Genomic DNA, 23,082 nt, shown 5'->3' on the forward strand with positions numbered 1-23,082 from the left:
ACCCCGCGCCCGATCACCCCGATCACACACAACCCCCCTCACCCCACACCAAACCCATTACTATACGAACTGGACGGTATTTTTAACCAGCGGGCCCCGCCCGCAACGAAAGAAGCCACACCATGCCGCAACCCAAACAAGACCGCGCCATCCGCACCCGGCACACCATCCTCATGGCCGCAGCCGCCGTCTTCGAAGAGCGCGGCTACCAAGCCGCCACCATCAGCGAAATCCTCACCACCGCCAACGTCACCAAAGGCGCCCTCTACTTCCACTTCACATCAAAAGAACAACTCGCCCAAGGCGTCCTCGCCGGACACGACCACAACCTCACCGTCCCCCCGCAGCCCTGCAAAACCCAGGAACTCATCGACATCACGATGCTTCACGCCCATCGCCTCCAAACCGACCCCCTCGTCCGCGCCGGCGTCCGCCTCACCCTCGACCAACGCGCCGACGGGCTCGACCGCACCGGCCCCTTCCACCACTGGATCACCATCGTCACCGACCTCCTCACCCAAGCCCAAAAACAAGGCGAACTCCTCCCCCACGTCAACCCCACCGAAACCGCCCACATCCTCGTCGGCGCCTTCGCCGGCATCCAAGCCATGTCCCAAGCCACCACCAACTACCAAAACCTCCCCGCCACCCTCACCACCCTCCTCCAACACACCCTCCCCACCATCACCCACCCCGCCACCCTCGCCACCCTCGACCTCACCCCCCAACGCGGCCACACCATTCACACCGAGACCACGGCAGCCGCAGCGCCGGACGAGACGACGACGGAGGCAGCGGACAACCAACCGCCCACAGGGCCCAGTTGATCCGCCCGACCCGCTCGTACTCGAGCAGCCCGAAAGCCGCAGCGGTACTCATCGGCAGCGACCGAACCGACAACGGCCATGGTTCTGACGGCAGTTGCGCGATGGCCGCGGCTGGACGAGGACCTGGCCTCCAGGCGACGGGAACCAGGCTCGACCGCGCACTCACTGCTCGGCGCTCTTGAACCGGCCACAGTGGCCCTCGACCGCACCGGAACCGTACGGAAGTTCCCCCCGATCACCGGGTGTTGACGCTTTCCGTAATCTTGACCGATTCGGCGGCCGAGTGATCATATGTTGTCGGCCATGCTACTTCGAGGCCTTCGCGCCAAAGGAGCCCTTGAGCTTCTCGTGGCCAGTTGCTCAGGGCTCGGCTGCGTCGCCGCGCTGATAACCATCCTCGTCGGTCAACTCACGCCGTGGTGGGCACTGGTCCTCGTACCCTTGGGGATTTTCAACGCCATCGAGGTGATCGGCTACTTCGCCTACCTGCCGGTCGCCATCAAGCCCTATGTCCTCGTCTCCGCCGGCAGCGCCGACGGAGCCAGCGAGCAAGGGGAAGGACAGCAGCGCGGCGCCGTGCGCTGGCAGCTGGACACCGGCGGAGCGGTGAAGGAATCGTCACCGGTCGTGGTCGACGGCACTGTCTATGTGGGCAGTTGGAACCATCTCCTGTGGGCCGTCGACGCCCTGTCCGGCGAAGAACGCTGGCAGTGCAGGGTCGGCGGTGTGGTGGCCGCGTCGCCCGCCTTCGCCAACGGCACTGTCTACATCGGTAGTTGGGACACATGTCTGTGGGCGGTGGACGCCGTTTCGGGCCGCGAGCGGTGGCGGGTCAGGACGAACGGCCTGGTGCGGTCCACGCCGGTGGTCACCGACGGCATGGTCCTCTTCGGCAGCAACGACGGCTTCTTCCGGGCGGTCGACGCCGTCTCGGGGAAGAGCCGATGGCAGGTCCGTGTCGGCACGGGCGTGCGCTCCTCGCCGACCGTGGTGGGCGACTCGGTCTACGTCGGTAGCGACGACGGCGTTCTGTGGGCGCTGCACACCGCCTCCGGCCAGGTGCGGTGGCAGCTGAAGACGCTGAGCGGACTGTGGTCCTCGCCGGTGGTGGCCGACGGCATCCTCTACATCGGCAGCGCCGATCGGCATCTTTGGGCGGTGGACGTGGCATCGGGTCGGGCCCGGTGGAAACTCCCGGCCGGCACCTGGGTGAAGTCCACACCGGCGGTGGCCCACGGCCTCGTCTACTTCGGCACCGGCGACGGATACCTGTGGGCGGTCGACGCGGTGTCCGGCGAGAGACGGTGGAGTCGCAAGGTCGGTGTCTGGGTGCGCTGGGCTCCGGTGGTGGCGGACGGCACGCTGTACGTCGGCACGAACGACGGCCGTATGTGGGCGTTGGACTCGGTCTCGGGCGAGGAACGCTGGCAGGCGGACACCGGCAGCCCGGTCTTCTCCACGCCGGCGGTGGCCGACGGCATGCTGTACTTCGGCCTCCAGAACGGGCGTCTGCTGGGCGTCCGCGCCTGACCGGGAAGCGCGCTGCTGTCAGCAAGGTCCACAACGGACACCTGCGCACCCACCACGCCACCGACTTCGACTCCGTCGTTCTCCCGCCCGCACAGGCCTGATCGGGCCCCTTCACCACCCGATGCCCCCTCCCTGCCCGAGGCGCGGACCTCCTCAGTACTGGGAGCCCGCACCCCGGCATCCCCACGAGACGGGTGAACCTCGATGGCTGCCGCACTCCCGGTCGCCTGGTGGCCGGGATGCTGCGCGGCAGCCGTGTGTCCCTTCCCCCGCCGCGCCTCGCACAGCGAGCGTGGTCCCTCGACCTCGCGCCGCGGCTGCCGGACCCGGCTGGAGGTGACGGGCGGCGTCGAGGTGGTCGGCGGTCCAGACGATGCGGGCGGCTGTGACTGTGGCGTGTCTGTCATCGCCGCGCGCCGCGGTGGAGGGGGTGGACCAGGCGGCCTCCTCCTCGGGGCCGCATGACAGAGGTTCCGGCACGGCGCCGTGCCGGCCGAGACCTGCAGCCAGGTCCCGATAACGGTCGGGCAACCGGCTGACGCTGTCGAGCGGGATCACCCGGGCCTCCGAAACCACGGCAGCACAGCACCGGACGCCGCACCGACGGAGTCAGCAGCCGAAACCACGCGGGCCGCACCGACAGCAGTCGGCCCACCACCCCCGGAGCACACAGCGGTGCTGAGCACCGACCGAACCGACAACGGTCTTGATTCTGACCGCAGTTGGGTGCTGGCCACGTCTCCAGATGTCACGGCAGGACGGCCAACCCGGCAGCGAGCGGCTCCAGACGGGCAAGAGCCCGTCCCGGCGACCGGTCGCAGACGATTTCCGGCTCGTACGTTGTCGGCGACAGGGCATGGTGATGCAGTGAACGACGACAACACGACCTCACCGGCCCCGCAACCGACCTCGGAGGAGAACCGGCACGCCAGTTGGTTGGAACTGTTCTTCGACCTCGTCGCCGTGGCGGGTGTGGCACAGATCGCGCACCTGCTGCACGGCGTCCCGGACGTGTCCGACCTGGGCCTCTACGCGTTACTGTTCCTCGCCTTCTGGACAGCTTGGATCTGCTTCACCCTGTACGCGAACGTGGCCTACGAGAACACCCACGTCCGCACGGTGCTGGCCGCCATGTTCGGCATGGCCGTCATGGCCGCGGCGGTATCGGGGGTGCACGAGGGGGACGACCGGCACGCGCGCGTGTTCGCCCTCGCCTACGTCCTGATCCGGCTCCTGGCGAGCCGGGCCTGGCAGCACCGTCGCCAGGTCCTCGTCGACTGGCCGGCCGCTCAGATGTCGCTCGGCGTGATCCCGTGGATCGTCTCCCTCTGGACCCACGATCCGACGCGCCACTGGCTCTGGGCCCTCGGTATCGCCCTTGATCTGTACGTCACGTTCGCGGTCTCCGCACGCGACATCGTCGAGCACCAGGAGGCACGGGAGCGCCACGACAACCGAACCGCCCAACGCGATTCCGTGAGGGGCACGTCGCTCGCGCGGTCGCAGACGGAGCACCTGAGCGAGCGGCTCGGCCTCTTCGTCATCATCGTGCTGGGCGAGGGCGTCGCCCAAGTGGTCGAAGCCACTTCGGACGCGGAGTGGGACAAGAAGCTGTACATGCTCACCGTCGCGGCGTTCTTCCTGCTGGCCACGCTGTGGGCGTTGTCCTTCGGACACGGCTACGCGGGGGTGCCGCACCTGGCGGCAGGGGTGTTGCCGGCCCGTGCGGCGCTGCCCCTGCACTGTTTCGTGTCCGGTTGCCTCGCCGCTCTGGCCGCCGCGCTGGGAGCCGCGGCCGAGCACCTGGAGACGCTGCCGGACGCCACCCGGTGGCTGCTGTGCTCGTCGCTGGCCGGGTACTTCATGCTCAGCGGAATTGCCTGGCTCGGCCGAGCCGGGCGGGAACTGCGGTGGCTGCTGTCCGTGGTCCTCCCCTGCTGCGTACTGCCCCTGCTGCTGGCGGCGTTCGGCGCACATGTCCGCACCGTGACGGTGGTCTGGCTGCTCGTCCTGCTCACCCTGTGGCCGATCCTCTACGAGCGGCGGGCGACGAGGCCGTCCAAGAGGGCCGTGCGGACCGAGGTTTGAGCCACGGGACCAGGTTGTACCGGTGGCCCGGCCTCGGGCAGGCTGGCTTCCCCGTCGCCAGGAGGAGCGGGACGACCAGAAGGAGTCTCAGGCATGATCGACTGGGTGCCTCTCCGTACCGGAGCACGGCCTGTCCCCTCGCCCTTGGCCACGCCACTGGTCTGGGCCGCGGCATCCGGCGGCGCGTTGGTGCTGGTGGCACTGCTCAATGCGCTGATAGGTACCGATCGGCCCTCTCCGGCACTGGCCGTGCTGTCCTTGTTCTCGGTACTGCTCGGCCTGTGCGCCCGCTTCACGGCGGCCCCCGGCACCGCGGTGCTGTGCTGGCTCTTCCTCAACGGCTTCGCCGTCCCGCCCGCCGGCACCCTCACCTGGGCCGGACACCGTGACGCGTTCTGGCTCGCCTGCCTGTTCACCGCCGCTCTGGTGGGTACGACCCTGGCCCGGCTTCTCCACGCCCGAGCCGCCTACCGCCGTCTCACCACGGACATCGGCGGCTCGACACGGACCAGATCATGAACGGCGTGGCCGCTCGCCGAGCCATACCATCGCGCGGCCTCCCAGGGTGCTCTCCCGGAGCAGGCCACTCGGTCGGGTGACGGCCGACGCCATCATCCCTGCTCACCGAACCGAAAAGAGCCGTTTCCGGGCTTCATGGCCAGATCCCTCCTATCGTGGAACGACACAGTGACCCTCGGCGTCGAAGCGGGCAGGCCATGCAGGATCCGGAGATCGACTATGAGGCGGTCTTCCGCGACCTGCCCGGCATGGTGGCGCTGCTCACCCCCGAGCTGGTCTACGTCGACGCCAACGAGGACTTCGAGCGCCTGTCGGGACGCAAGCGCGAGGAGCTGGTCGGCCGCTACATCTTCGACGTCTTCCCCGAGAACCCCAAGGACCCGGCGGCGGCCGGCATGCGTGAGACCCGGGAGTCGATGCTGCGCGCGGCGACCACCGGCGAGCGCGACACGATGGCCCTGCTCCGCTACGACATCGAGGACCCGCTGCGGCCCGGCCGATGGGTGGAGCACTTCTGGAGCCCCGTCAACGCGCCCATCCGGGGCAAGGACGGCGAGGTGACGCTGATCGTCCACCGGGTGGAGGAGGTCACCGAGTTCGTCAGGGCCTTCGGCGGCCGGGCCGACGACAGACGGGCTCGGGTACTGGAAGCCGAGCTGTACACCCGGGCACGTGAGCTGCAGGAGGTCAACGAGCGGCTGCGCAGGGCACACGCCCATGAGCGCGAGGTGGCCCTGACCCTGCAGGCGGCGATGCTGCCCCCACCGCGACCGGTCGGCCACCACCGGGCGGCCGTCCGCTACCGGCCCGCCGTGGACGCCCTGAACGTCTGCGGCGACTGGTACGACCTCGTCGACCTGCCCGACGGCGGAATGGCGGTCGCCGTCGGTGACGTCGTCGGGCACGGTCTGTCGGCCGCCTGCGCCATGGGCCAATTGCGCAGCGCCCTGAGCGCGGCCTGCCGGGTCGCCGACGGGCCGGGCTCCGCCCTTGAGGCCCTCGGTCTCTACGCCCGTTTCGTCGAGGGCGCCGAGTCCGCCACCGCGGTGACGACGTTCATCGACTGGGACGACCACACCATCACCTACAGCTGCGCGGGCCATCCTCCCCCGGCGCTGCTCGACCCCGACGGCACGGTGACCTTCCTCGACCAGGCCACGGACCCGCCCCTGGGCGCCAGACCCGAGCATGTCGGCCGGCCGCAGACGAGCATCCGCTTCGCCGAGGGCGCCACCCTCGTGCTGTACACCGACGGACTGATCGAGCGTCGTACGGAGGACATCGACCGCGGTCTGACCCGCCTCGCCGACTCCCTCGCCCACCACCGACACGCGGAACCCGAGCCCCTGGCCGACGCCCTTCTCACCGACCTGCTCCCGCCCGAGGGCAACACCGACGACACGGCCCTGATCGTCCTGCGGCTGTGACGGCGGCTTCGCCCGGCACCGAACCGTCGACCTGCCGCGGGCTCAAGGTGTGGGCGCCGCCCCCGACTCTCAGCAGGGAAAGGGGAACGCAGCCGGCGCCCCGGCCTGACCGACAGCTCCGGTCCCCTTTCGTTCTGCCTGCCGTAACGTCCCGTCAGTCTCCGGTTTCCGGTGCCGGGGCCGGCCTCGATTCCCTCTTGTCCGCGGGCAGTTCCTGTTGGACTCCGCGTCGCAGGCCGAACAGGGCGACGACGAAGGCGACGGCCATGATCACGCTCATGCCGAGCAGCACCGAGCGGGTGGCCTCGGCCACGCCCAGCCGGACGAAGTGCGGAATGGACGCGGTGCCACCACTGCCTTGTCCTGAGCTCAGCTGGGAGATCGACTTGGCCTCCCGGCTCGCCGCATCGTGGCCCATACCCTGTGCGATCAGAGACTGGGTGATCCGTGACTGGAGCACCGAGGCGAAGATTGTGCCGAGGACGGCCAGGCCCAGGCTGGAGCCGTAGTTGCGCACGGTCTGCGTGACTCCGGTCGCTTCGCCGTAGGACAGCTGGGGTACCCGGTTGACCGCGTCGGTGTTGGCCTGTCCCAGCATCAGTCCCATTCCTGCTCCGGCGAGCACGATGCACCACACGATGCGGCTCTCGCTCAGCCCGGTCACCCGGCCCGCCCACAGGAAGTAGCCGACGCAGGACAGCGCGCAGCCCAGCACCACGGGCCGTTTGGCGCCGATGCGGTCGAGCATCCGTCCGCCGACCTGCGCAGCCACCACGAAGCCGAGGAAGAAGTAGAGCAGGTCGAGGCTGGCCTCGGAGGGCTTCTTCCCGAGGGCGACCTCCGCGTACACGCTCGTGAAGAAGAACACCGGCACGAAGGCTGCCATCGCCACGCCCAGGACGACGTTCTGTACGGAGAAGGCCCGGTCGCGGAAGAGTTCGACGTCCAGCAGCGGATGGGCCGTTCGCCTCTCGACGAGGACGAAGACCACGAGCAGCAGCAGGCCCACGACGATGCACAGCCAGGTCGCCACGGAGTGCCAGCCCCACAGATAGGACTGCTGGAAGCCGAAGATGCTCAGGCCCACGCCGGCCACGATGAGGGCCAGTCCGCGGTAGTCCATCGGCGCCGGCCGGTGCGGGCTGTGCGGACGCGCCATCGCGATGAGCACCAGGGCCACGACGGCGACGGGAATGTTGACCCAGAAGATGGCCCGCCAGGTCCATTGCGTCAGCCAGCCGCCGAGGATCGGACCTACCGCGGTGAGACCGCCCGCGATGCCGAAGAACAGGGCGAGTGCCTTGCCGCGCTCCTGCAACGCGTAGGAGTTGACCACGATGGCCAGGGCTGCGGGGTACATCAGCGCTCCGCCCGCCCCCTGGAGCGCCCGGAACGCGATCAGCCACCCCTCGGCGGCGCCGCCCTTGGGCGTCAGCCCGCACAGCGCGGACGCGACGGCGAAGACGACCACCCCGAGGACGACCATGCGCCGGTGCCCGACGGTGTCGGCCAGCCGTCCCCCGAAGGCGAACAGGGCGGCCATCGCCAGCAGGTAGGAGTTGATGGCCCACTGCACGCCGGTGTTCGACAGCCCCAACTCCGCCTGGATGTTCGGTGCGGCGATGGACACGATCGTCTGGTCGATGAACGTCATCGCCACCGCGAAGATCATCGCGGCCAGTGTCAGCCGTCGGGACGAGGAGGAGGTTCCAGTTCCGGACATCGGTGTCCTTTCCGAGCCGTATGCGCTTACGGGTGAGCAGTCCCCTGCTCCGAACCCGTCGGCCGGGCGGCCCGTGGAACGAGCTCGTCGCGGGCAGGCCCGATCAGAGGCTGCCGTGGCGGAGTCGAAGACGGGCCGACGGATCGACCCTGATGCCAGACATGATCTGGCCGCTCCCGGCGCCCGCGCTCGCGCAGGCCATCGGACCGCCCGCAGTGGCCGGACGGGGTGAAGCGGGGCGGAAGCCCTGCCCAGGACCTTGGCAGCGGTCTCCGCTCAGACTGCCGGCGCCTGCCGGACAGAAGCCTCGCGACGCCGCCGGCGAGCAGGGCCGACGGTCCCACTGCTGCGTCGGGCAGGTCCGCGCGCAGTGTGGTCGGCGCGAGGCGGCACAGGCCATACCGAAGAAGTTCAGCGGAACACGTCATACGGGAATCTCCACTCGCCTCGATGAGGCTCATGGTCGCCTCCATCTGCGACTTCCGCATCCGTCGGCCTGCCGGGCATCGCCCGGAGATGTCGGCGCCCGCCGCTCCTCGGCACGGTGACGAAGGGAGAAGCCACCGCTTCGGCACCCTTGGAATCGCCTGGTCCAAGCAGGTTGGAAGCAGCCGCCAGGACGCCACACGTCCTCTGCCGGGCGAAGTCCCCGCGATGGAAATAGGTACAGAGGCCGACCGCGACGCAGCCGCCGGGCAGCGACCGGGCCGCCTCACGACGCCTGCTCGTGCGCCCGTCGGCAGGCAACCGGATCGAGTACTCGGGCGACCACGCCACGATCACCGGCCGTTCGGACGGGCCGGCGACCCGTGTCTTCCGCTCCGCCGGGACCTGCGCGAAGGCGGTGGTCCAGACGGTGACCCGACGCTTCCTCCGATCGAGGGATGGCCGGCGTCCGTCCCGGATGGACGCCGGCCATCCCCGAGCGACCACGACACCGCACCGACAGGCCGGAACCGGAGTAGTTCGTCACCTGACGTCGACGAAGTCGCCTGTCGCCGTGGACGGGCCGGTGGTGGGGGTGCCGGTGAAGACGAAGCGGTAGTAGCCGTCGGCCTTGGCCTTGGTAGTGGTCCTCAGCTTGCCTCCGACGCCGGTGGTGACGGTCTTCAGCGCGGTGTAGACGGAACTGCCCTTCTTACGGAACTGCAGTTGGACCGGCCGCCCCTGGTAGCCGGTGTAGGTGCCGCTCTCCCAGTTGGCGCGGGTCAGCTTCCCGGTGACCGTGATCGTCCTGCCCTTCTTCACCGGCTCGGGCGAGGCGTTGACCGTGACCCTGGCGTACCGCTTGAAATTCGCCGTACCGGCGACGTCGGTCTCCGTCCAGTTGTCGTCGGTGTCCTGCGCCCCGGCGAGCACCTTCCAGGCGCCGGCGAGGCCGTTGTGGTCGAAGTCCCGCGCGGCGCTCACAGCGATGCTCACCTTGCAGGCGGCGGTGGTCGGGTCGGCCGACGACACCACGCATGTTCCCGCCGGCGGGTACAGCGGCAGGATGCCGTCGGCGTCGTCGGTGTTGGGACCGTGCCACAGGTAGGCCCATGACGCGGCAATGCCCTCCGGGTCGTGGGCCGTCCACGTGATCGTGACGGTCTTTCTGGTGGTCAGGCCGAGCACGATGTCCTTGCCGCCGTTGACCACGACGTTCGAGAACGTGGTGTCGTCGGCAGCAGCCGTACCCGCCGCTTGGGCGGTTGCCGGAAGCACCGATGCTGAAAGGGTGGCAGTCAGGAAGATGACCGCCACGGCCGGGCGTATACGCATGAAGTCCCCCCTCGGGACACTGGGTTCGCCGCCTCCCCGCACGACGAAACCTGATGGTGTGTCATCGGTGGCTAGACCCATGAGGGACGGTCCCGGTTGCCCTGTTCTTCGAACCAACGCCCGCATCCACCGGGCAGGGAGACGATGTCCCCGGTGCAGGCCATCGCTGCGGTAGGTCCGGCGCAGCACGGAATGCGCGTTGTGGGTCGAAGGGCGCCGCCATAGGGTCACCGGCATGTCTCTACGTCTTCGTATGCGTCGAGCGCTCCCGGAAGCGATGCGCGCAGGTGACAAAGTCGCGGTGAGCGCCCTTCGGGCAACCCTTGGCGCGCTGGACAACGCCGAGGCGGTGCCCGTGCAGGAAACCGAGGTTCGTGGCTCGGCCCTTGAGCAGTCGCCGCTCGGTGTCGGCGTCACGGAGGCGACTCGGCGTGAGCTGAGTGAGCGCAGGGTGGTCGAGATCGTGAAAGCCGAAGCCGCCGAGCGTCTGGAGGCCGCGGCCCAGTTGACCGCACCCGCGCACGCGCACCGAATCGCACGGCTCCGCGCCGAGGCCGCCGTGCTGCTTCACTTCCTCGACGATGCGAGCCCCGCGTAGGAACCGGCTTCGCTCACCCGCCTCGGAGCCGACGGCGACTCCCCCGACGTCGGAGGAGTCCCCGAAGCCCCAGGTCCTCAGTCGTCGACCGCACCCCGCGAACGAACCGACGCTCGATCACCCACACGTCAGCGTCGGCATCCCCCAGTCCCCGTGGTCGTTGCCGTTGCCGTCGCCCGCGTCACCGACCTTGAGGTCGATCACCTGGGCACCGCTGACGTCGACGTCGATCGGCACCGCTGCCTGCCCACCACGGATCGTCGGCGTGGTGACCAGGGTCTTGCCGTCGGCGATCACGGAGAACGTCACCGTGCCCGCACCGCCCGTCTCGTCGTCGACGCCGACGTCCGCCGTCAACCGCGAGCACTGTCCGGCAAGGTAGAGCTCGACGTCGCTGACGGAGTTGGTCCCCATGCCCTTGGCGTAGCCGACGCCGGCGATGGTGATCGGGCGACCGTCACCGGCCGCCTGTTCGCCGACGCTGGTGTCCCGTTCCACCGGGCCCCATCCGTTCGTGGAGGAGAGGAACGGCAGGGCGCTCACGTCGCTCTTCCCGGCGGGCGGAGCGGGCGGTATTCCGCCGACGATGCGCTCGTCGGCGCCGACGGCCTGCCGTCCGTTCTGCCGGTAGTGCACCGTGGCGGTGAGTGCCGAGGCGGACGGCAGCGTTCCGGTCGGCGGCTCGACCTGCCAGGTGAAGGTGGCCGATGCCCCGGGCTCCAGACGCTTGACCGAGGTGGGGCTCGAGGCGCTCACGCTCCAGCCGTCGGGGGCGGAGAGCGACGCCGTCAGTCCGGAAGCGGACTGACGGTCCTTCGGCACCCGCACCGTCGCCCGGGCGGTGAAGACCTGTCCCGGCTGGGCGGTGTCCGGCACGTCCAGGGTGACGTCCGCTCCCGGACGCTTCGGCATCGCGTAGGTCCGGGCGTCGTAGCGAGGGCTGTCGTTCTGGGCGACGCGCAAGGACGAGGCGTAGCTGCCGTAGTCGGTCAGTGCGACCTTGCCGAGGCCGCCGGTGGTGCCGTCGAGGTTCCACACGGCGATGGCGATGCTGTTGTGGCCGTTCGGGTTCAGGATGCCGTTGGGGACCGGGAAGGTGTGCTGCGGGCCGAGGTAGTTGACGTAGTTGCCGACCTGCCAGCCGTTCACGAAGATCGTGGCGCGGTACTTGCGTGCCGGGTCGTCGGTGAAGGTCAGCCCGAGCGACGTGTCCTGGCCGTGCGGCAGGTTCAGCTTCGCGTCGGTGCGGTACCAGGAGACACCGGGTGTCGTGTCGGTTGTCGGGAGGGACACGCGACTCCAGTCGGCGTCCGGGTAGCCCGGCAGGGACCAGCCGGCCCGCTCGCCGTAGAGGCCGCCCGTCGAGAGCGGGCCGCGGACCGTGTCCTGGAGGTCCTCGCCGCCCCGTACGCCCTGGAGGCGCCAGGTGACGGATGTCAGCGGCGCGCCGACGAGGGAGGCGCTGGTCAGGCCGCGCGCGGTCTTGTTGCCGTTGGAGGAGTTGTAGTCCTCCTCGTGCCCCATGTTGACGGTGAGCACGGAGAGGACGTTCTCGCCGGTGGACTTCACGGCGCCGGCCGGGAAGGCGAAGTCGCCGCTGCCTGTGGTGGAGCTGCCCAGGAAGGTGCCGTTCAGCCAGGCGGAGAACGCCTGTGCTCCTCCCCCGGAGTCCGACACCAGGTGGATGCCGGTCTCCTTACCGGTGGCGCGGAAGCGGCCGCGGTACCACGTGTTGCCGGTGTGGAAGCCGTAGTCGTCCGCGTAGAGCACCGGCAGTGAGTTGGCGCCGGAGACGCTGTTGGTGGTCGCTTTGTCGGCCACCTGCCAGCTGGTGTCGTCGAAACCGGGGGCGGCTTCGGGGGATTCCTCGGCGTGCTTCCAGTCGGTGAGCGTCGGCAGGTGTATCGGGGCGGCCACCGGGATCTTTCCGGTGCGGCTCCCCGTGTCGGTGACCGGGGTGCTCAATGTCCTGCCGTTCCAGGTGACTTGGGCGGCGGCGGTGAACACCTCGATGTTCTTGTCGTCGGCGTTGTCGCCGGTGAGCGCCACGGTGTGGCCGCCGTGCAGGCTGGTCGCCGTGCGCAGCAGATGGGTGCCGCGCACGAGCACCGGGCCGCTTGCCGTGTCCTGACGCCAGAAGGTCTTCGCCGTGGCCTTGTCACCGAGGAGCAGGAGCAGGGGGCGCTGTCCGTCGCCGGTGATGCTGACGCGGATCAGGCCCTTGTGCGTGTAGTTGAGCCGCAGGTCTCCGGTGGCCGGGTCCCAACTGGTGCTGACCGTACCGCCGTTGGCGGTCACGGTGGGTTTGAAGCCGTAGCGCAGGACGGTTTCGCCGTCGCTTCCCTGGTCGCCGTAGAGCACGGCGATGTCCCGGTCCCCGATGGTCGCGCTGGTCATGATCTCGGAGGTCGAGTACTGCAACTGCGCTTCGCCGAGGCGGTAGTTGGCCACGATCACGTGGGAGTCGCGGCCGTCGAGGGTGATCGCGGTGCCCGGCTGCTGGGGCACGACCGGGTAGGTCGGCTCGGCGGTGGCGGCGGTCGGTACGTCGATGGCGTCGACGGCCACGTAGTTGTCCGTGGATCCCGAGCTGTGGTTCCCGGCGACGACGATGTTCAGCGTGTGCGCGCCGGGTGTCAGGCCGGTCTTCTGGAAGAGCACGGCCTGGCTCTCGCTGCCGGAGTCGTCGACCGTCGCCACCTTGGTGTCGTCGAGGTAGACGTCGGCGTTGCCGTGGTTGTTGGTCTTCGAGCCGATCCAGCGGATCGCGGTGCCGTCGAAGGGGACGGTGAGCGAGTCGCCGGCCTTGTTCGAGAACGACTCCGTGTGCTGGTAATCGCCGCCGGTGTAGCTCGTGTTGGCCACATGGGACCACGAACCGGCGTACTGCAGCGCGGAGTCGGGGTCGTCCCAGGTGTAGGTGGTGTCGTTGGTCGGCTGGGCGTTGAAGTCCAGGGAGATGTGGGTCTTGTCCACGGCAGTGGAGGTGGAGTTGCCGTGCCGCAGGACGTGGAACTGGGTCTTGGTGTCGGGGTTCATCCGGGCGGTGTCGACGATCGCGGAGTCGTCCGGCGGTGTGGCCCTGATCGCCTCGGTCTTGGTCAGCGGGGCGACCGACTGTGTGAAGTAGCCGATGAGTTTGTCCTCGTCGTACTTCGGATCGAGCTGGCGGGTCTCGCGGATCGCGGCCCCGTAGTCGTACGACGTGTAGTTCTCGGGCATGCCGAGCCAGCCCCAGTTGGTGCCGCCGTACGTCATGTAGAAGCTCTGCGCGGTCGCGCCGACGGCGATGTTCTGCTTGTAGAAGACGTTGGCGAACTGGTCGTTGATGAGCTCGGCGCACTTGTCGTAGCCCGGTCCGCCCCAGGGGTCGAAGGCACCGCCCTGGAACTCCGGTGAGTACAGCGGCTTTCCGGCCGGGTGGTCGTAGCTGATGTCCGGGACGCCGTTCCACTTCGCGGGGTTGGAGCAGTCGAAGCCCTGCGGGTAGGAGTCCGGGCCGTCGACATCGAGGGCGCCGGTACCGGAGTTGAAGGTGCCGTTGTTGTTGCCGGTCAGCGGGACCGTGATGCCGTCGGCGCGGGCCTTGTCCTCCAGGTGCTGCATGTAGGAACGGCCGGCCGCCGAGCCGTCGTAGTACTCGTTCTCGACCTGGTAGGCGATAACTGACCCGGTGCCGTTGGTGAGTTGATGGCGGGCGATGATCCGGTCGATCTGGGTCAGCCACTCGTCCGCGTACTTCAGGAACCGCGGGTCGTCGCTGCGGTTGTTCTCCGCCTTGGTGGTCAGCCAGCCGGGCAGGCCGCCGCTGTCGACCTCCGCGTTGATGTACGGCGCCGGGCGGGCGATGACGTAGAGGCCGGCCTCCTGCGCCATGTCGAGCAGCTTGTCGACGTCCCGCACCCCGGTGAAGTCGTACACGCCGGGCTTGGGTGAGTGGTAGCCCCAATCGAAGTACAGGGAGGTCGAGTTGAAGCCTGCGGCCTTCATCTTCTGGAAGATGTCGCGCCACAGGTCCTGGCTCGGGAGCCGGAAGTAGTGGAACTCGCCGGACCACAGGTAGGTGCGCTTGCCGTCGACGAGGAAGGAGTAGCCGTCGAGCGTCACGGTGTGCGCCTGCGGAGCGACGGCGGCCGGCTGCTCGCCGACGTCCTGCGCCGCAGCCGAAGCCGGCGCGGTCATACCCGCCGCCAGGGCGAAGGTCGCGGTCGCCGCGAGGATCGCTCTCCACCAGCGACGGCGACCGGGTCTCGCACCCACTGAACCGTTCCGACCATCCCGCACGGCGGCCTCCAGACCGACTGGGCGAACAGCATCAAACAGACTCAGGCAAAGCCGAACAGTAAGGCGACGCGGGCCCAACCACAATGGGTCGGAAGAACACAGCCGCGAGGTCGGGTCCCGGGCTCACGTCTGCCACGCGCAACAGGCGCGAGCAGAACCTTCTGAGCCGCCCACGTAACCGCCCTGTGCGAAGGGCACTTGGCGTCGCTCGGCTCGGCTTCCCTCGGCTCAGCGACCGCGACAAAGTCCTGCCCGGACAGACGTCGACGCGCGGTCCCGCCCTGCCGCAGCGGCCTGGGCGATAACCTCCGGGAACTCCGGACCGGCGGTGGTGTGCGCAGGAACAAGGCGAAGCCGCGCCCGCCCGGACAGAGCGTCCGGGTAGGCGCGACGTGCACGGGTGGCGGTGGGGTCAGGTCGCGGTCAGCGACAGGTCGGCCGTCGTGGCGCGGCCCGGCAGCAGGGTCACCTCCTTGGATGCCGAGCGGTGGCCGGCGGCAGAGGCCGTGATCCGCAGCGGGCCCTGGCGGGCGTCGAGCCAGAGGTCGTAGTGGCCGTCGGAGTCGATGCGTACGGTGTGTACGGGATGGCCGCAGCCGGCCGTTCCGGCGTGTGCCACCGGGCAGATCAGGACCGTGGCCGCGGCGAGCGGTACTCCCGTGTGCTTGTCGGTGACCGTTCCGGAGAGGTGACCCCAGGTCCGCGGGATCGTGACCTTGAGGCTGACCGTGACCGACGCTCCGGCATAGGGGGCGTCGGTGCTGTAGGTGAGCCGCCCGGTGTAGGTGCCGGCCGTGGCCACGGCGGAGGCGTCCACTCGGACGGTGACAGTGGTGGAGCGGCCGGGGGCGAGGTCGAACGAGGTCTTGTCCGCCGACAGCCAGGTGACGTCGTCACCGTCGCACTGGTCGTGCCCGGGCAGGACCTCGGCCGAGGAGACGGTTTCGGAGAGCGAGATCATGCCGCCGACGCGGTAGATCCCGCAGCCGCCACCGGCCCGGAAGACGGTGGAGGAGGCGTTGGGCAGGTCGGACCAGGTGTTGGACACCGGGTCGTACTCGACGACGGTGTTGACCGAGTCCCCTCCGGCGATGCCGCCGACGGCCTGGAGTTTGCCGTCGTTCCCGCTCGCGATGGCGCCCCAGCGTGCGTCGGGCATGTCGGCCGCGCGGGTCCAGGTGTCGGCGGAGGGGCTGTAACGGTAGGTCTGCCCCTTGGCGTCGCTGCCCGAGATGCCCCCGGCGCAGACCAGTTCACCGGTGATGCCGGCGCAGGCCGCGCGTTCCATGGGGAACGGGTAGTCGGCTCGGCGGGTCCAGGTGCCGGTGGCCGGGGTGTAGCGGTAGACGGTGCTGACCATGTCATTACAGCCGGATCCGATGCAGCCTCCGATGGCATACAGGCTGCCGTCGAGGACGGTCACATTGGGCATGCCGACCGCCTGGGGCAGATCCGTGAGGCGGGTCCAGGTGTCGGTGGTGGGGTGGTACGCGTAGAGCGAGGCGCTGGCATGGTCCCTGGCCCAGCCGCCGGCAACGTACATGGTCCCGTTGATGAACGCCCCGCCGGGTGACTCCAGGGCCTCGGGGAGGTCCGCGACGGGCGTCCAGGCGTCGGTGGACGGGTCGTGCACATAACTGTGGGTGAGGTACTGCCCGTTGAAGATTCCGGAGACCCCGGCGACGGAGTAGACCTTGCCCTGGTAGGTGCCCACCGCGTTGTCCATGACGGGCTCGGGGTAGTCGGCGATGCCGGTCCAGGGCCCGGTCGCTGTCGTGGCCGGCGGGTCGGTCGACGGGCTCTTCGAGGCCGAGGAGGTGGAACTCATCGGTCCGGGTGAGTAGTTGCCCTTGGCGCGCAGCGTCGGTGTGCCTGCCGAGGAGTCCGACGCGGTCGTGGAGGTGCCGGCCAGTGAGGTGTAACCGGTGCTCTGCTCACCGAGGTTGACGTGCAGCGGCGCCTGCCCCTTGTTGGTGAAGGTGACCTTCTTGCTGCTTGATCCGCCCAGCGTCTCGCTGACGGAGAGGCTGCCCGAGCTCACCGCCAGGCGGCCCGCCTTGAGCGTGCGGTCGAACCGGTTGACCTTGTCGGGCTGTGTGGTGAGGGTGCCGGTCGAGGTGGTGTAGCGGGCGGAGGCCGTCGTGTAGGTGTGGCGTCCGGCGGGGGCGCTGAACAGCCAGTAGTAGCCGTCGGCCAACGCCAGGTCGTCGGGGGTCGCCACTGTGGTCGCCGTCGCGTAGCGGTCGGCGGTGTCGGTGATGGTGGCGGGCGTGATGGTGCCTCCGGTGTTGCCGTCGATGACCTTTCCGGCGACGATGCCTCCGCTCACAGCGGCGCAGGAGCCGACGGTGATGGTGTCGAGCTGCCAGAGCGACAGGCCGCTGCCGGAGTAGTGGAAGCGCACCTTCACGTGCTTCGCGTTTGCCGCCTGGGGCAGGGAAACCTCGGCGTGGCCCAGGTACTCGGCCGTGTCCAGGTGCCACACCGTGGTCCACGTCGCGCCCGAATCGAGGCTGAGGTCGACGTTGGCCACCGAGTCCTTGCTGGGGGCGTAGGCGGCGTCGAAGCCGAGGACGGGTGAGGTCTGGCCTGCCAGGCTGAAGGTGGGTGAGACGAGTTCGGTGTCCTCCGGGACACCGCCCCGGGTGTAGGGGGACGCGGAGGCCCAGTTCCCGGTTCCGCCCGTGAAGTTCCACACCGTTTTATCGGCGAAGTCCCAGGCGGCGCCGTCCGTCCCGTGATTGACGACGGTCCAGCCGTGCTCCGGCGTGGTGCCGGTCCAGCCCTCGAAGCCGGTCTCGGCCGGATAGGCGTGGCCGGGTGCGACGCAGGCCGTCAGGTCCACGTCCGGCGCGACGTTGGTACGTACGTCGGCCGTGCCCACCGGGACGCTCAGGTCCGTGCTCAGGTAACCGGGGTAGACCGGGGCCACATGGACGGCGTAGGTGGCCTTCTCCGGAAGCGTCACGCTGTACTTGCCGGTGTAGGGGTCGGTGTAGAGGGCGCCGTTCGGATAGCCGTCGATGGTGATCTTCGAGTACAGGGGCCAGCCGTGCCCGCTGCCGTCCTTCACCGTGCCGGAAACCGTGCGGGTGGGCAGTTTCACCAGGGTCAGGTCGGCGGTGGTGCTGTGGTTCTCGGCGACTCCCACTCCGGAGCGGGTGTTCTCCTCATAGCCGAAGTCGGTGGCGCTGACTCGGTAGTCCCCCACCGCGACGGGGAGGCTGTACGCGCCTTCGGCGTCGGTGGTGACGCGGTACTTCCGGCCGTCTGTCGCTTCTTCGGAGATGTCCAGAGCCGCACCGGCGAGCGGGGCGCCGGACGTGCTGTCGGTGACTCGTCCGGACAGCGTTCCATGGACGCCGAAGGCCAGCGCGGACACGCCTACCGGGGTGCCGAGACCGGTCGGGCCGTCCCAGCCGGCGCCGGCGGTGCACTCCACCGTGCCGCAGTCGTCGTTGGAACCTGTCGTGACATCGGTCAGCCCGGAGGCGTTGATGTACGGGTAGGTCACCGGGTACGTGCCCTCGACAGGGGTGCCCGCCAGCGCGTACATCGCCGTGATCAGCGGTGCGGAGAGGCTGGTGCCGCCGACCTGCAGCCAGCCGTCCTTGCTCATCGTGTCGTACACGGCCAGGCCGGTCGCGGGGTCGGCGACCGCGGAGATGTCAGCCGTCGCCCGGGTGTCGCAGCCGGTCGTGAGCCCCCTCTGGTAGACCGGCTGGGCCTCGTACAGCGAGCAGCCCGATCCGCCGGAGGTCCAGGCGGACTCCGTCCAGCCGCGCCCGGTGTCCTCGGCGCGGGTCAGCCGGGTACCGCCGGCGGCCACCACATCGGGGTTGGTGGCGGGCCAGTTCTGGACATGGCCGGTGTCGCCGGTGGACGCGACCACGGCCACACCGGGATGGTCGTAGTGGTGGTCGTACGCGGTCTGGGAGGCGCTCTCGCTGGGCAGACCGTAGGAGTTGGAGACGTACTTGGCGCCCAGGCGTACGGCGGTGTCGACCGCGGTGCCCAGGTCGTCCAGGCTCGCCGAATCACCCTGCACGAGAAGGATGTTGCACGCCGGGCAGGCACTGGAGACGGCGTCGAGGTCGAGCGCGGTCTCCAGTGCCCAGCCCGCGTCGTCGGCGGGGTAGTCCGTGCCACCGTTCTGATCGACCTTGCGGAAGCAGCCGTTGGCGGTGGTGCACTCGGGCAGCCCGTAGTGCTCGCGGTACTCGGCCAGGTCGGCCTCGGCGTGGGAGTTGCCGTACGCGTCGACGATCGCCACCGTCCGGCCATCGCCTCCGGCGGGAAGGCTGTAGGCGGCCTGGATGTCGGCCGGGCCCAGCGCCGTGGACGGGGGCGCGGTCGCCTGCGGCTTGACGATGTGGTCGGAGCCGGTGCGCACATCGGCGAAGCACTGGGCCACGCCGTCCTCCAGGCTCGGGTTGTTGCAGCCGGCCGGTACGTAGTTCTGCGGGACGTTGTCCTGCGGCACGGCGTTGAGCAGGTCGGAGGCCTTCGAGGAGTCGGCGTCGGACGAGGAGGCCGAGGAACCGGGGGTGGCCGCGGACGCGGTGGCCGGTGGTATCGCGGCGAGAGCCCCGGCGCCGAGACAGACGGCTATGAGAAGGGCGAGGGGTGCGCGTACGCGCACACGTCTTGAGGACAGCAAGGGGGCACCCTTTTCGTCGTGTTGAGGACCCGATCGGGCCGGGATCAGAGGGGTTCGTAACCGCTGTACGAGTCGTCTGCGCAGGCGGGGTCCGCCGTCGTGTCGTCGGCGGGTACGCCCGGTGCGGCGGGCGTCGGTTCGGGGTGTCGCTCTCCGGCGGGCGGCACGTCGATGTGCTGCGGTCCGGTGACGGCACCGGCGGGCCTGCCGGCGCCGTCCGTACAGTCGCTCGGTGCGCCGGACTTCGGTTCAGGGGGTGTCCTGCTCATCCGACGGCTGGGTGCCTCTCCGGTCATGCACAGATGCAGGGAGGCCTACGGACCCTGCGCGCACTGAGTATCGATGGTCGCCGCGTGTCCTCGCGATGGGGCGGATGACCTAAAGATCGGAGTCCGCGCCGGTGGTGTGGCCTTCCGACGGGGTGATTCCAGCCTGTGTCAGGCTGACCGCCAGTGCGGTACGCGAGGTCACTCCGTATTTGCGCATCGCGGAGTTCAGTTGCGCGGCGATGGTCTTCGGGGAACGGGAGAGTGCCCGTGCGATGGCCGGGTTGGTCAGACCGGTGAGCATCAGCCGGACCACTTCCAGCTCGCGCGGCGACAGTTGGTCGCCGTAGCCGCGCCGCCCACCGCGCCACTCTCGTACCGGCGCCCCGGCCGCGCGGCGCGCGACGTGCACCCGGGCGGCGTCCTCCCGGGCTCCCAGAGCCATGAATGCGGCCTGCGCGCGGGCGAGTTCGGCCAGTCCGGTATCCGTGTCCCCGGCTGCCAGCAGGCAGCCGGCCCGGCGTTCGGCCGCGAGCAGTGCATCGTACGGCCGGGGCAGGCGCTTCCAGGCGGTGACGGCCCGGCCGAACGCGGCGGCTGCCTCGACGCTGCGGCCCTCTCCTTCCGCCAGCACTCCGCGACACGTCTCCAGGGCCGCGTCCGCCGCCAGCAGGTTCCTGCCACTGAGCCCTTCGGCCAGGTCCGCGACGAACTGCCGTGCCTGGTCCGGCCGTCCGACCGCGAGAAGCGCGCCGGTCCGCACCGGTGCGAACTCGGTGGCCCACAACCAGATGTTCTTGCGGGCCACGACGTCGGCCGGTCCCTCCGTCAGCGCCAGCGCCTCGGCGGCCGACCCCTCGGCGAGCCGGATCCGCGCCAGCGCGGCCGCAGGCTCCAGCGGCAGGTCCACGATGCCGCGCCGCAGCCCCGCGTCGAGCACCTGGCGCAGCCGCTCCTCGACGGTCCCGATGCCGCTTTCGGCCACCTCCGCGGGGACGGGATCCGCTGCGCTGCCGCCGACCGCCCTGTCCAGCAGGGCCGTGATCAGCAGGGCGTCCAGCTGAACCACGGGTTCCTCTTCCACCCCTGCCAGGGCGGCGGCTCGCTCGGCCAGTCCGTCCCAGGCGCCGGTGAACCAGTCCAGGTGTACCAGCGTCACCCGGATCATGTCCTGGAGCCGCTGGTACCGGTGTTCTTCGGCCCTGGCCAGCCCGGTCGTCAGCAGTGCTCTGGCCTCGTCGTAGCGGCCCCAACGCATGGCCGAGTTGCCGATGTTGAGTCCGCCGCGTGCCAGCTGCATCATTCCTTCCGGGGTCGTCGCGGTGTCGGGCAGTTCCGCGGCCACGGCCCAGCCGGTCTCATCTCCCATGTCCAGTAAGGAAGTTGCCCGGTCCACCACCAGAGCCAGCCGCTGGTCCGCCGTCATCGGCAGCCGCGCCGCGTCGGCCGCCCGGTCCAGCCAGCGGCGGTGCTCCCCGGCGGACATCAGGGTGCTAGGCGGGCTGCCGAGCGTGTTCATCGCCCAGGCGGCCTGGAACGGATCGCCGGCCAGATCCGGCAGCGCCTTCTCCAACTCCGCTGCTGCGGCGGCGTACTCGGCCGCGTGCAGCAGCATCCTCCCCAGTTGGGTCCGGACGGCCGCGCGGTCGTGCGGAGCGAGTGCCTCCCCCTCCAGCACCCTGCGCAGCGCGCGGGTCAGGTCGCCCCGGCTGACAAGCCCAGTGAAGGCCATGACCGGCATCTTCTGTGCCCACCGGGCCACCGCGGCGGCGGGCGGATCGCTCCCGGTGAGCAACTCGTGCAGCAGTCCGACGGCGGTGCGGTGGTCCCCGGAGGCCAGAGCGAGGTCGGCGATCCGTTCGGCGTACCGGCGCCACTGCCCGGTGTCCCCGGCCTCCCGGTAGTGGTGGGCGAGCCGGGCCACCGGCTGCGGCGTCATGGCCCGCAGTGAGCGGCCCGCTCCCCGGTGCAGGGCCCGTCGGTCGGGCGCGGGCGTCATGTCGTAGACCGCACGGGCCGCCAGCGCGTGCCGGAAACTGACCCGGCCGGCCCGGTCCTCGCCGAGCAGTCCACTGCGTACGGCGGCGTCCACGGCCCGCCCGGCAACGTTGTCCGGGAGCCCGCTCACCGTCGCGAGGACGGCCGGCCCGACCGGTTCGGCCAGTACGGAGGCGGCCTGCAGCACGCGTTGTGCGACCGGGGTGAGCCGCGAGACGCGCTCGGCGACCGCGTCCCGGATGGTGGGTGGCACGGCGATGTCGGCCAGCGTCTTGCGTACCCACTCGCCGTCGCGCCGGACCAGATCGGCCCGGTCGCGCAGCAGCCGGACGGACTCCTCGATCGCCAGCGGCACACCGTCTGTCCTCTCCTGGAGGAACGATGCGAATGCCTCGGAGACGTGTTCCCCGTCCAGCATCGACGACATCAACTCGGCGGTCCGCGGCACGTCCAGCGCGCCAAGACGGATCCGTACGTACCCGGTCCCGGCCGGGGGCCGGGAGGTCAGTCGCAACAGCGCGGACTCCGGCGCCACGTCCTCGGGACGGTAGGTCAGCACCAGGCTCATCCGGCGGCACCGGCGGGAGGCGAGGAACAGCAGGAAGTCCAGGGTGGCTTCGTCGGCCCAGTGGACGTCCTCCAGGACCAGCACGCCGACGTCCATGGCGTCCAGCAGTTCGGCGAGAGCGCGGAAGAGCCGGTGCCGGGCGGCGCCTGCGTCCGACAGCGTCTCGGGGGCCGGCGGCAGGTCCTGCGTCCACTCGGGGAACAGCGGCCGCAGCACTCCGGCGAGGGGGGTGAGGGCCAGCTCCGCCACGTCGGGCCGGGCATCACGGGCGGCGTCGACGATCGGGCCCAGGGTGAGGGCCTCCCGGAACGGGGGGCACATGGCGGCCAGCGGCCGTCGGGCGGCGATACCGGGCTCGTCCAGTGCCTCCTGGACGAGTCGGCTCTTGCCGATTCCGGCCTCGCCCTCGACGAGGACCGCGGCCGGAGGCCGGGCCAAGGCGTCTGTCAGCCGGCGCAGTTCGGCCGCTCGGCCGACGAAACGCGGAGCGCTGACTCCGGGCAGCGCACGCGGGAGGCCGTCCTCCGCGGAGCGCTCCATCCGACCGCCTTCCCCACCCGCCCAGGGTCTGCGCGACCCGGGCGCCGGCTGCCCGTGCGGGCCTCGACATCGCAGCATGCCACGATCGCCGTACTGGCCGCGCCCGGGAAGGCCAACTTCTGCCGTTCCATACAGTTCTGAGGAAGCGTCAGTTATTGACGGATCGTCAAACAAGTGCCGTCCCCGTTGTGATGCCCCTGGTGCGGCGCCGCACCACCGGCAGCGAGGCGGGCGCTCGCCGTATGTTCGCGGGCTGAGGTGGCACTGTCGTGCCGTCCACGCCACGGCGGTCG

12 protein-coding genes are annotated in these 23,082 nt (G+C 69.9%); 6 read left to right on the top strand and 6 right to left on the bottom strand.

Annotation, left to right across the window (positions count from 1 at the left end; genetic code table 11):
• Positions 1-122: 122 nt before the first annotated feature.
• The 5 genes from OG588_RS00305 (at position 123) to OG588_RS00325 (ending at position 6,391) form a co-directional block, all read left to right on the top strand.
• Positions 123-827, top strand: a complete 705-nt coding sequence (locus OG588_RS00305; RefSeq protein ID WP_405945470.1) for a ScbR family autoregulator-binding transcription factor — start codon at positions 123-125, stop codon at positions 825-827.
• Between the two features lie 348 nt (positions 828-1,175).
• The gene (locus OG588_RS00310) at positions 1,176-2,357 is read left to right on the top strand and encodes a PQQ-binding-like beta-propeller repeat protein (protein WP_405945471.1); all 1,182 of its coding nucleotides are present in this window, start codon (positions 1,176-1,178) and stop codon (positions 2,355-2,357) included.
• An 867-nt stretch (positions 2,358-3,224) separates the two neighbouring features.
• Complete coding sequence (locus OG588_RS00315; protein ID WP_405945472.1) at positions 3,225-4,445, top strand: low temperature requirement protein A; 1,221 nt, start codon at positions 3,225-3,227, stop codon at positions 4,443-4,445.
• A 93-nt stretch (positions 4,446-4,538) separates the two neighbouring features.
• Positions 4,539-4,964, top strand: a complete 426-nt coding sequence (locus OG588_RS00320; RefSeq protein WP_405945473.1) for a hypothetical protein — start codon at positions 4,539-4,541, stop codon at positions 4,962-4,964.
• A 197-nt stretch (positions 4,965-5,161) separates the two neighbouring features.
• Positions 5,162-6,391 (top strand): PP2C family protein-serine/threonine phosphatase, encoded by a 1,230-nt coding sequence (locus OG588_RS00325; protein ID WP_405945474.1) that lies wholly within the window; start codon positions 5,162-5,164, stop codon positions 6,389-6,391.
• Between the two features lie 154 nt (positions 6,392-6,545).
• Here the strand turns inward: OG588_RS00325 and OG588_RS00330 are convergent, their stop codons facing one another.
• A complete protein-coding gene (locus OG588_RS00330; protein WP_405945475.1) occupies positions 6,546-8,114 on the bottom strand; it encodes an MFS transporter in 1,569 nt (522 codons plus the stop codon).
• A 969-nt stretch (positions 8,115-9,083) separates the two neighbouring features.
• Positions 9,084-9,875, bottom strand: a complete 792-nt coding sequence (locus OG588_RS00335; protein ID WP_405945476.1) for a hypothetical protein — start codon at positions 9,873-9,875, stop codon at positions 9,084-9,086.
• Between the two features lie 277 nt (positions 9,876-10,152).
• Here OG588_RS00335 and OG588_RS00340 point away from each other — a divergent pair, with 277 nt between their 5' ends.
• Positions 10,153-10,473, top strand: a complete 321-nt coding sequence (locus OG588_RS00340) for a hypothetical protein (protein ID WP_405953029.1) — start codon at positions 10,153-10,155, stop codon at positions 10,471-10,473.
• Between the two features lie 117 nt (positions 10,474-10,590).
• Here OG588_RS00340 and OG588_RS00345 read toward each other — a convergent pair whose 3' ends face one another.
• The 4 genes from OG588_RS00345 to OG588_RS00360 all read right to left on the bottom strand — a co-directional run bounded on the left by OG588_RS00345 (position 10,591) and on the right by OG588_RS00360 (position 22,789).
• Positions 10,591-14,655 (bottom strand): beta-galactosidase, encoded by a 4,065-nt coding sequence (locus tag OG588_RS00345; RefSeq protein ID WP_405953030.1) that lies wholly within the window; start codon positions 14,653-14,655, stop codon positions 10,591-10,593.
• A 514-nt stretch (positions 14,656-15,169) separates the two neighbouring features.
• The gene (locus tag OG588_RS00350) at positions 15,170-19,399 is read right to left on the bottom strand and encodes a carboxypeptidase regulatory-like domain-containing protein (RefSeq protein WP_405945477.1); all 4,230 of its coding nucleotides are present in this window, start codon (positions 19,397-19,399) and stop codon (positions 15,170-15,172) included.
• 62 nt (positions 19,400-19,461) lie between these two features.
• Positions 19,462-19,686, bottom strand: coding sequence for a hypothetical protein (locus OG588_RS00355; protein WP_405945478.1), 225 nt, complete (start codon positions 19,684-19,686; stop codon positions 19,462-19,464).
• A gap of 109 nt (positions 19,687-19,795) precedes the next feature.
• Positions 19,796-22,789 (bottom strand): helix-turn-helix transcriptional regulator, encoded by a 2,994-nt coding sequence (locus tag OG588_RS00360; RefSeq protein WP_405945479.1) that lies wholly within the window; start codon positions 22,787-22,789, stop codon positions 19,796-19,798.
• Positions 22,790-23,082 lie beyond the last annotated feature (293 nt).

The sequence above is a fragment of the Streptomyces prunicolor genome (assembly GCF_045162825.1).
Taxonomy (GTDB): domain Bacteria; phylum Actinomycetota; class Actinomycetes; order Streptomycetales; family Streptomycetaceae; genus Streptomyces; species Streptomyces prunicolor.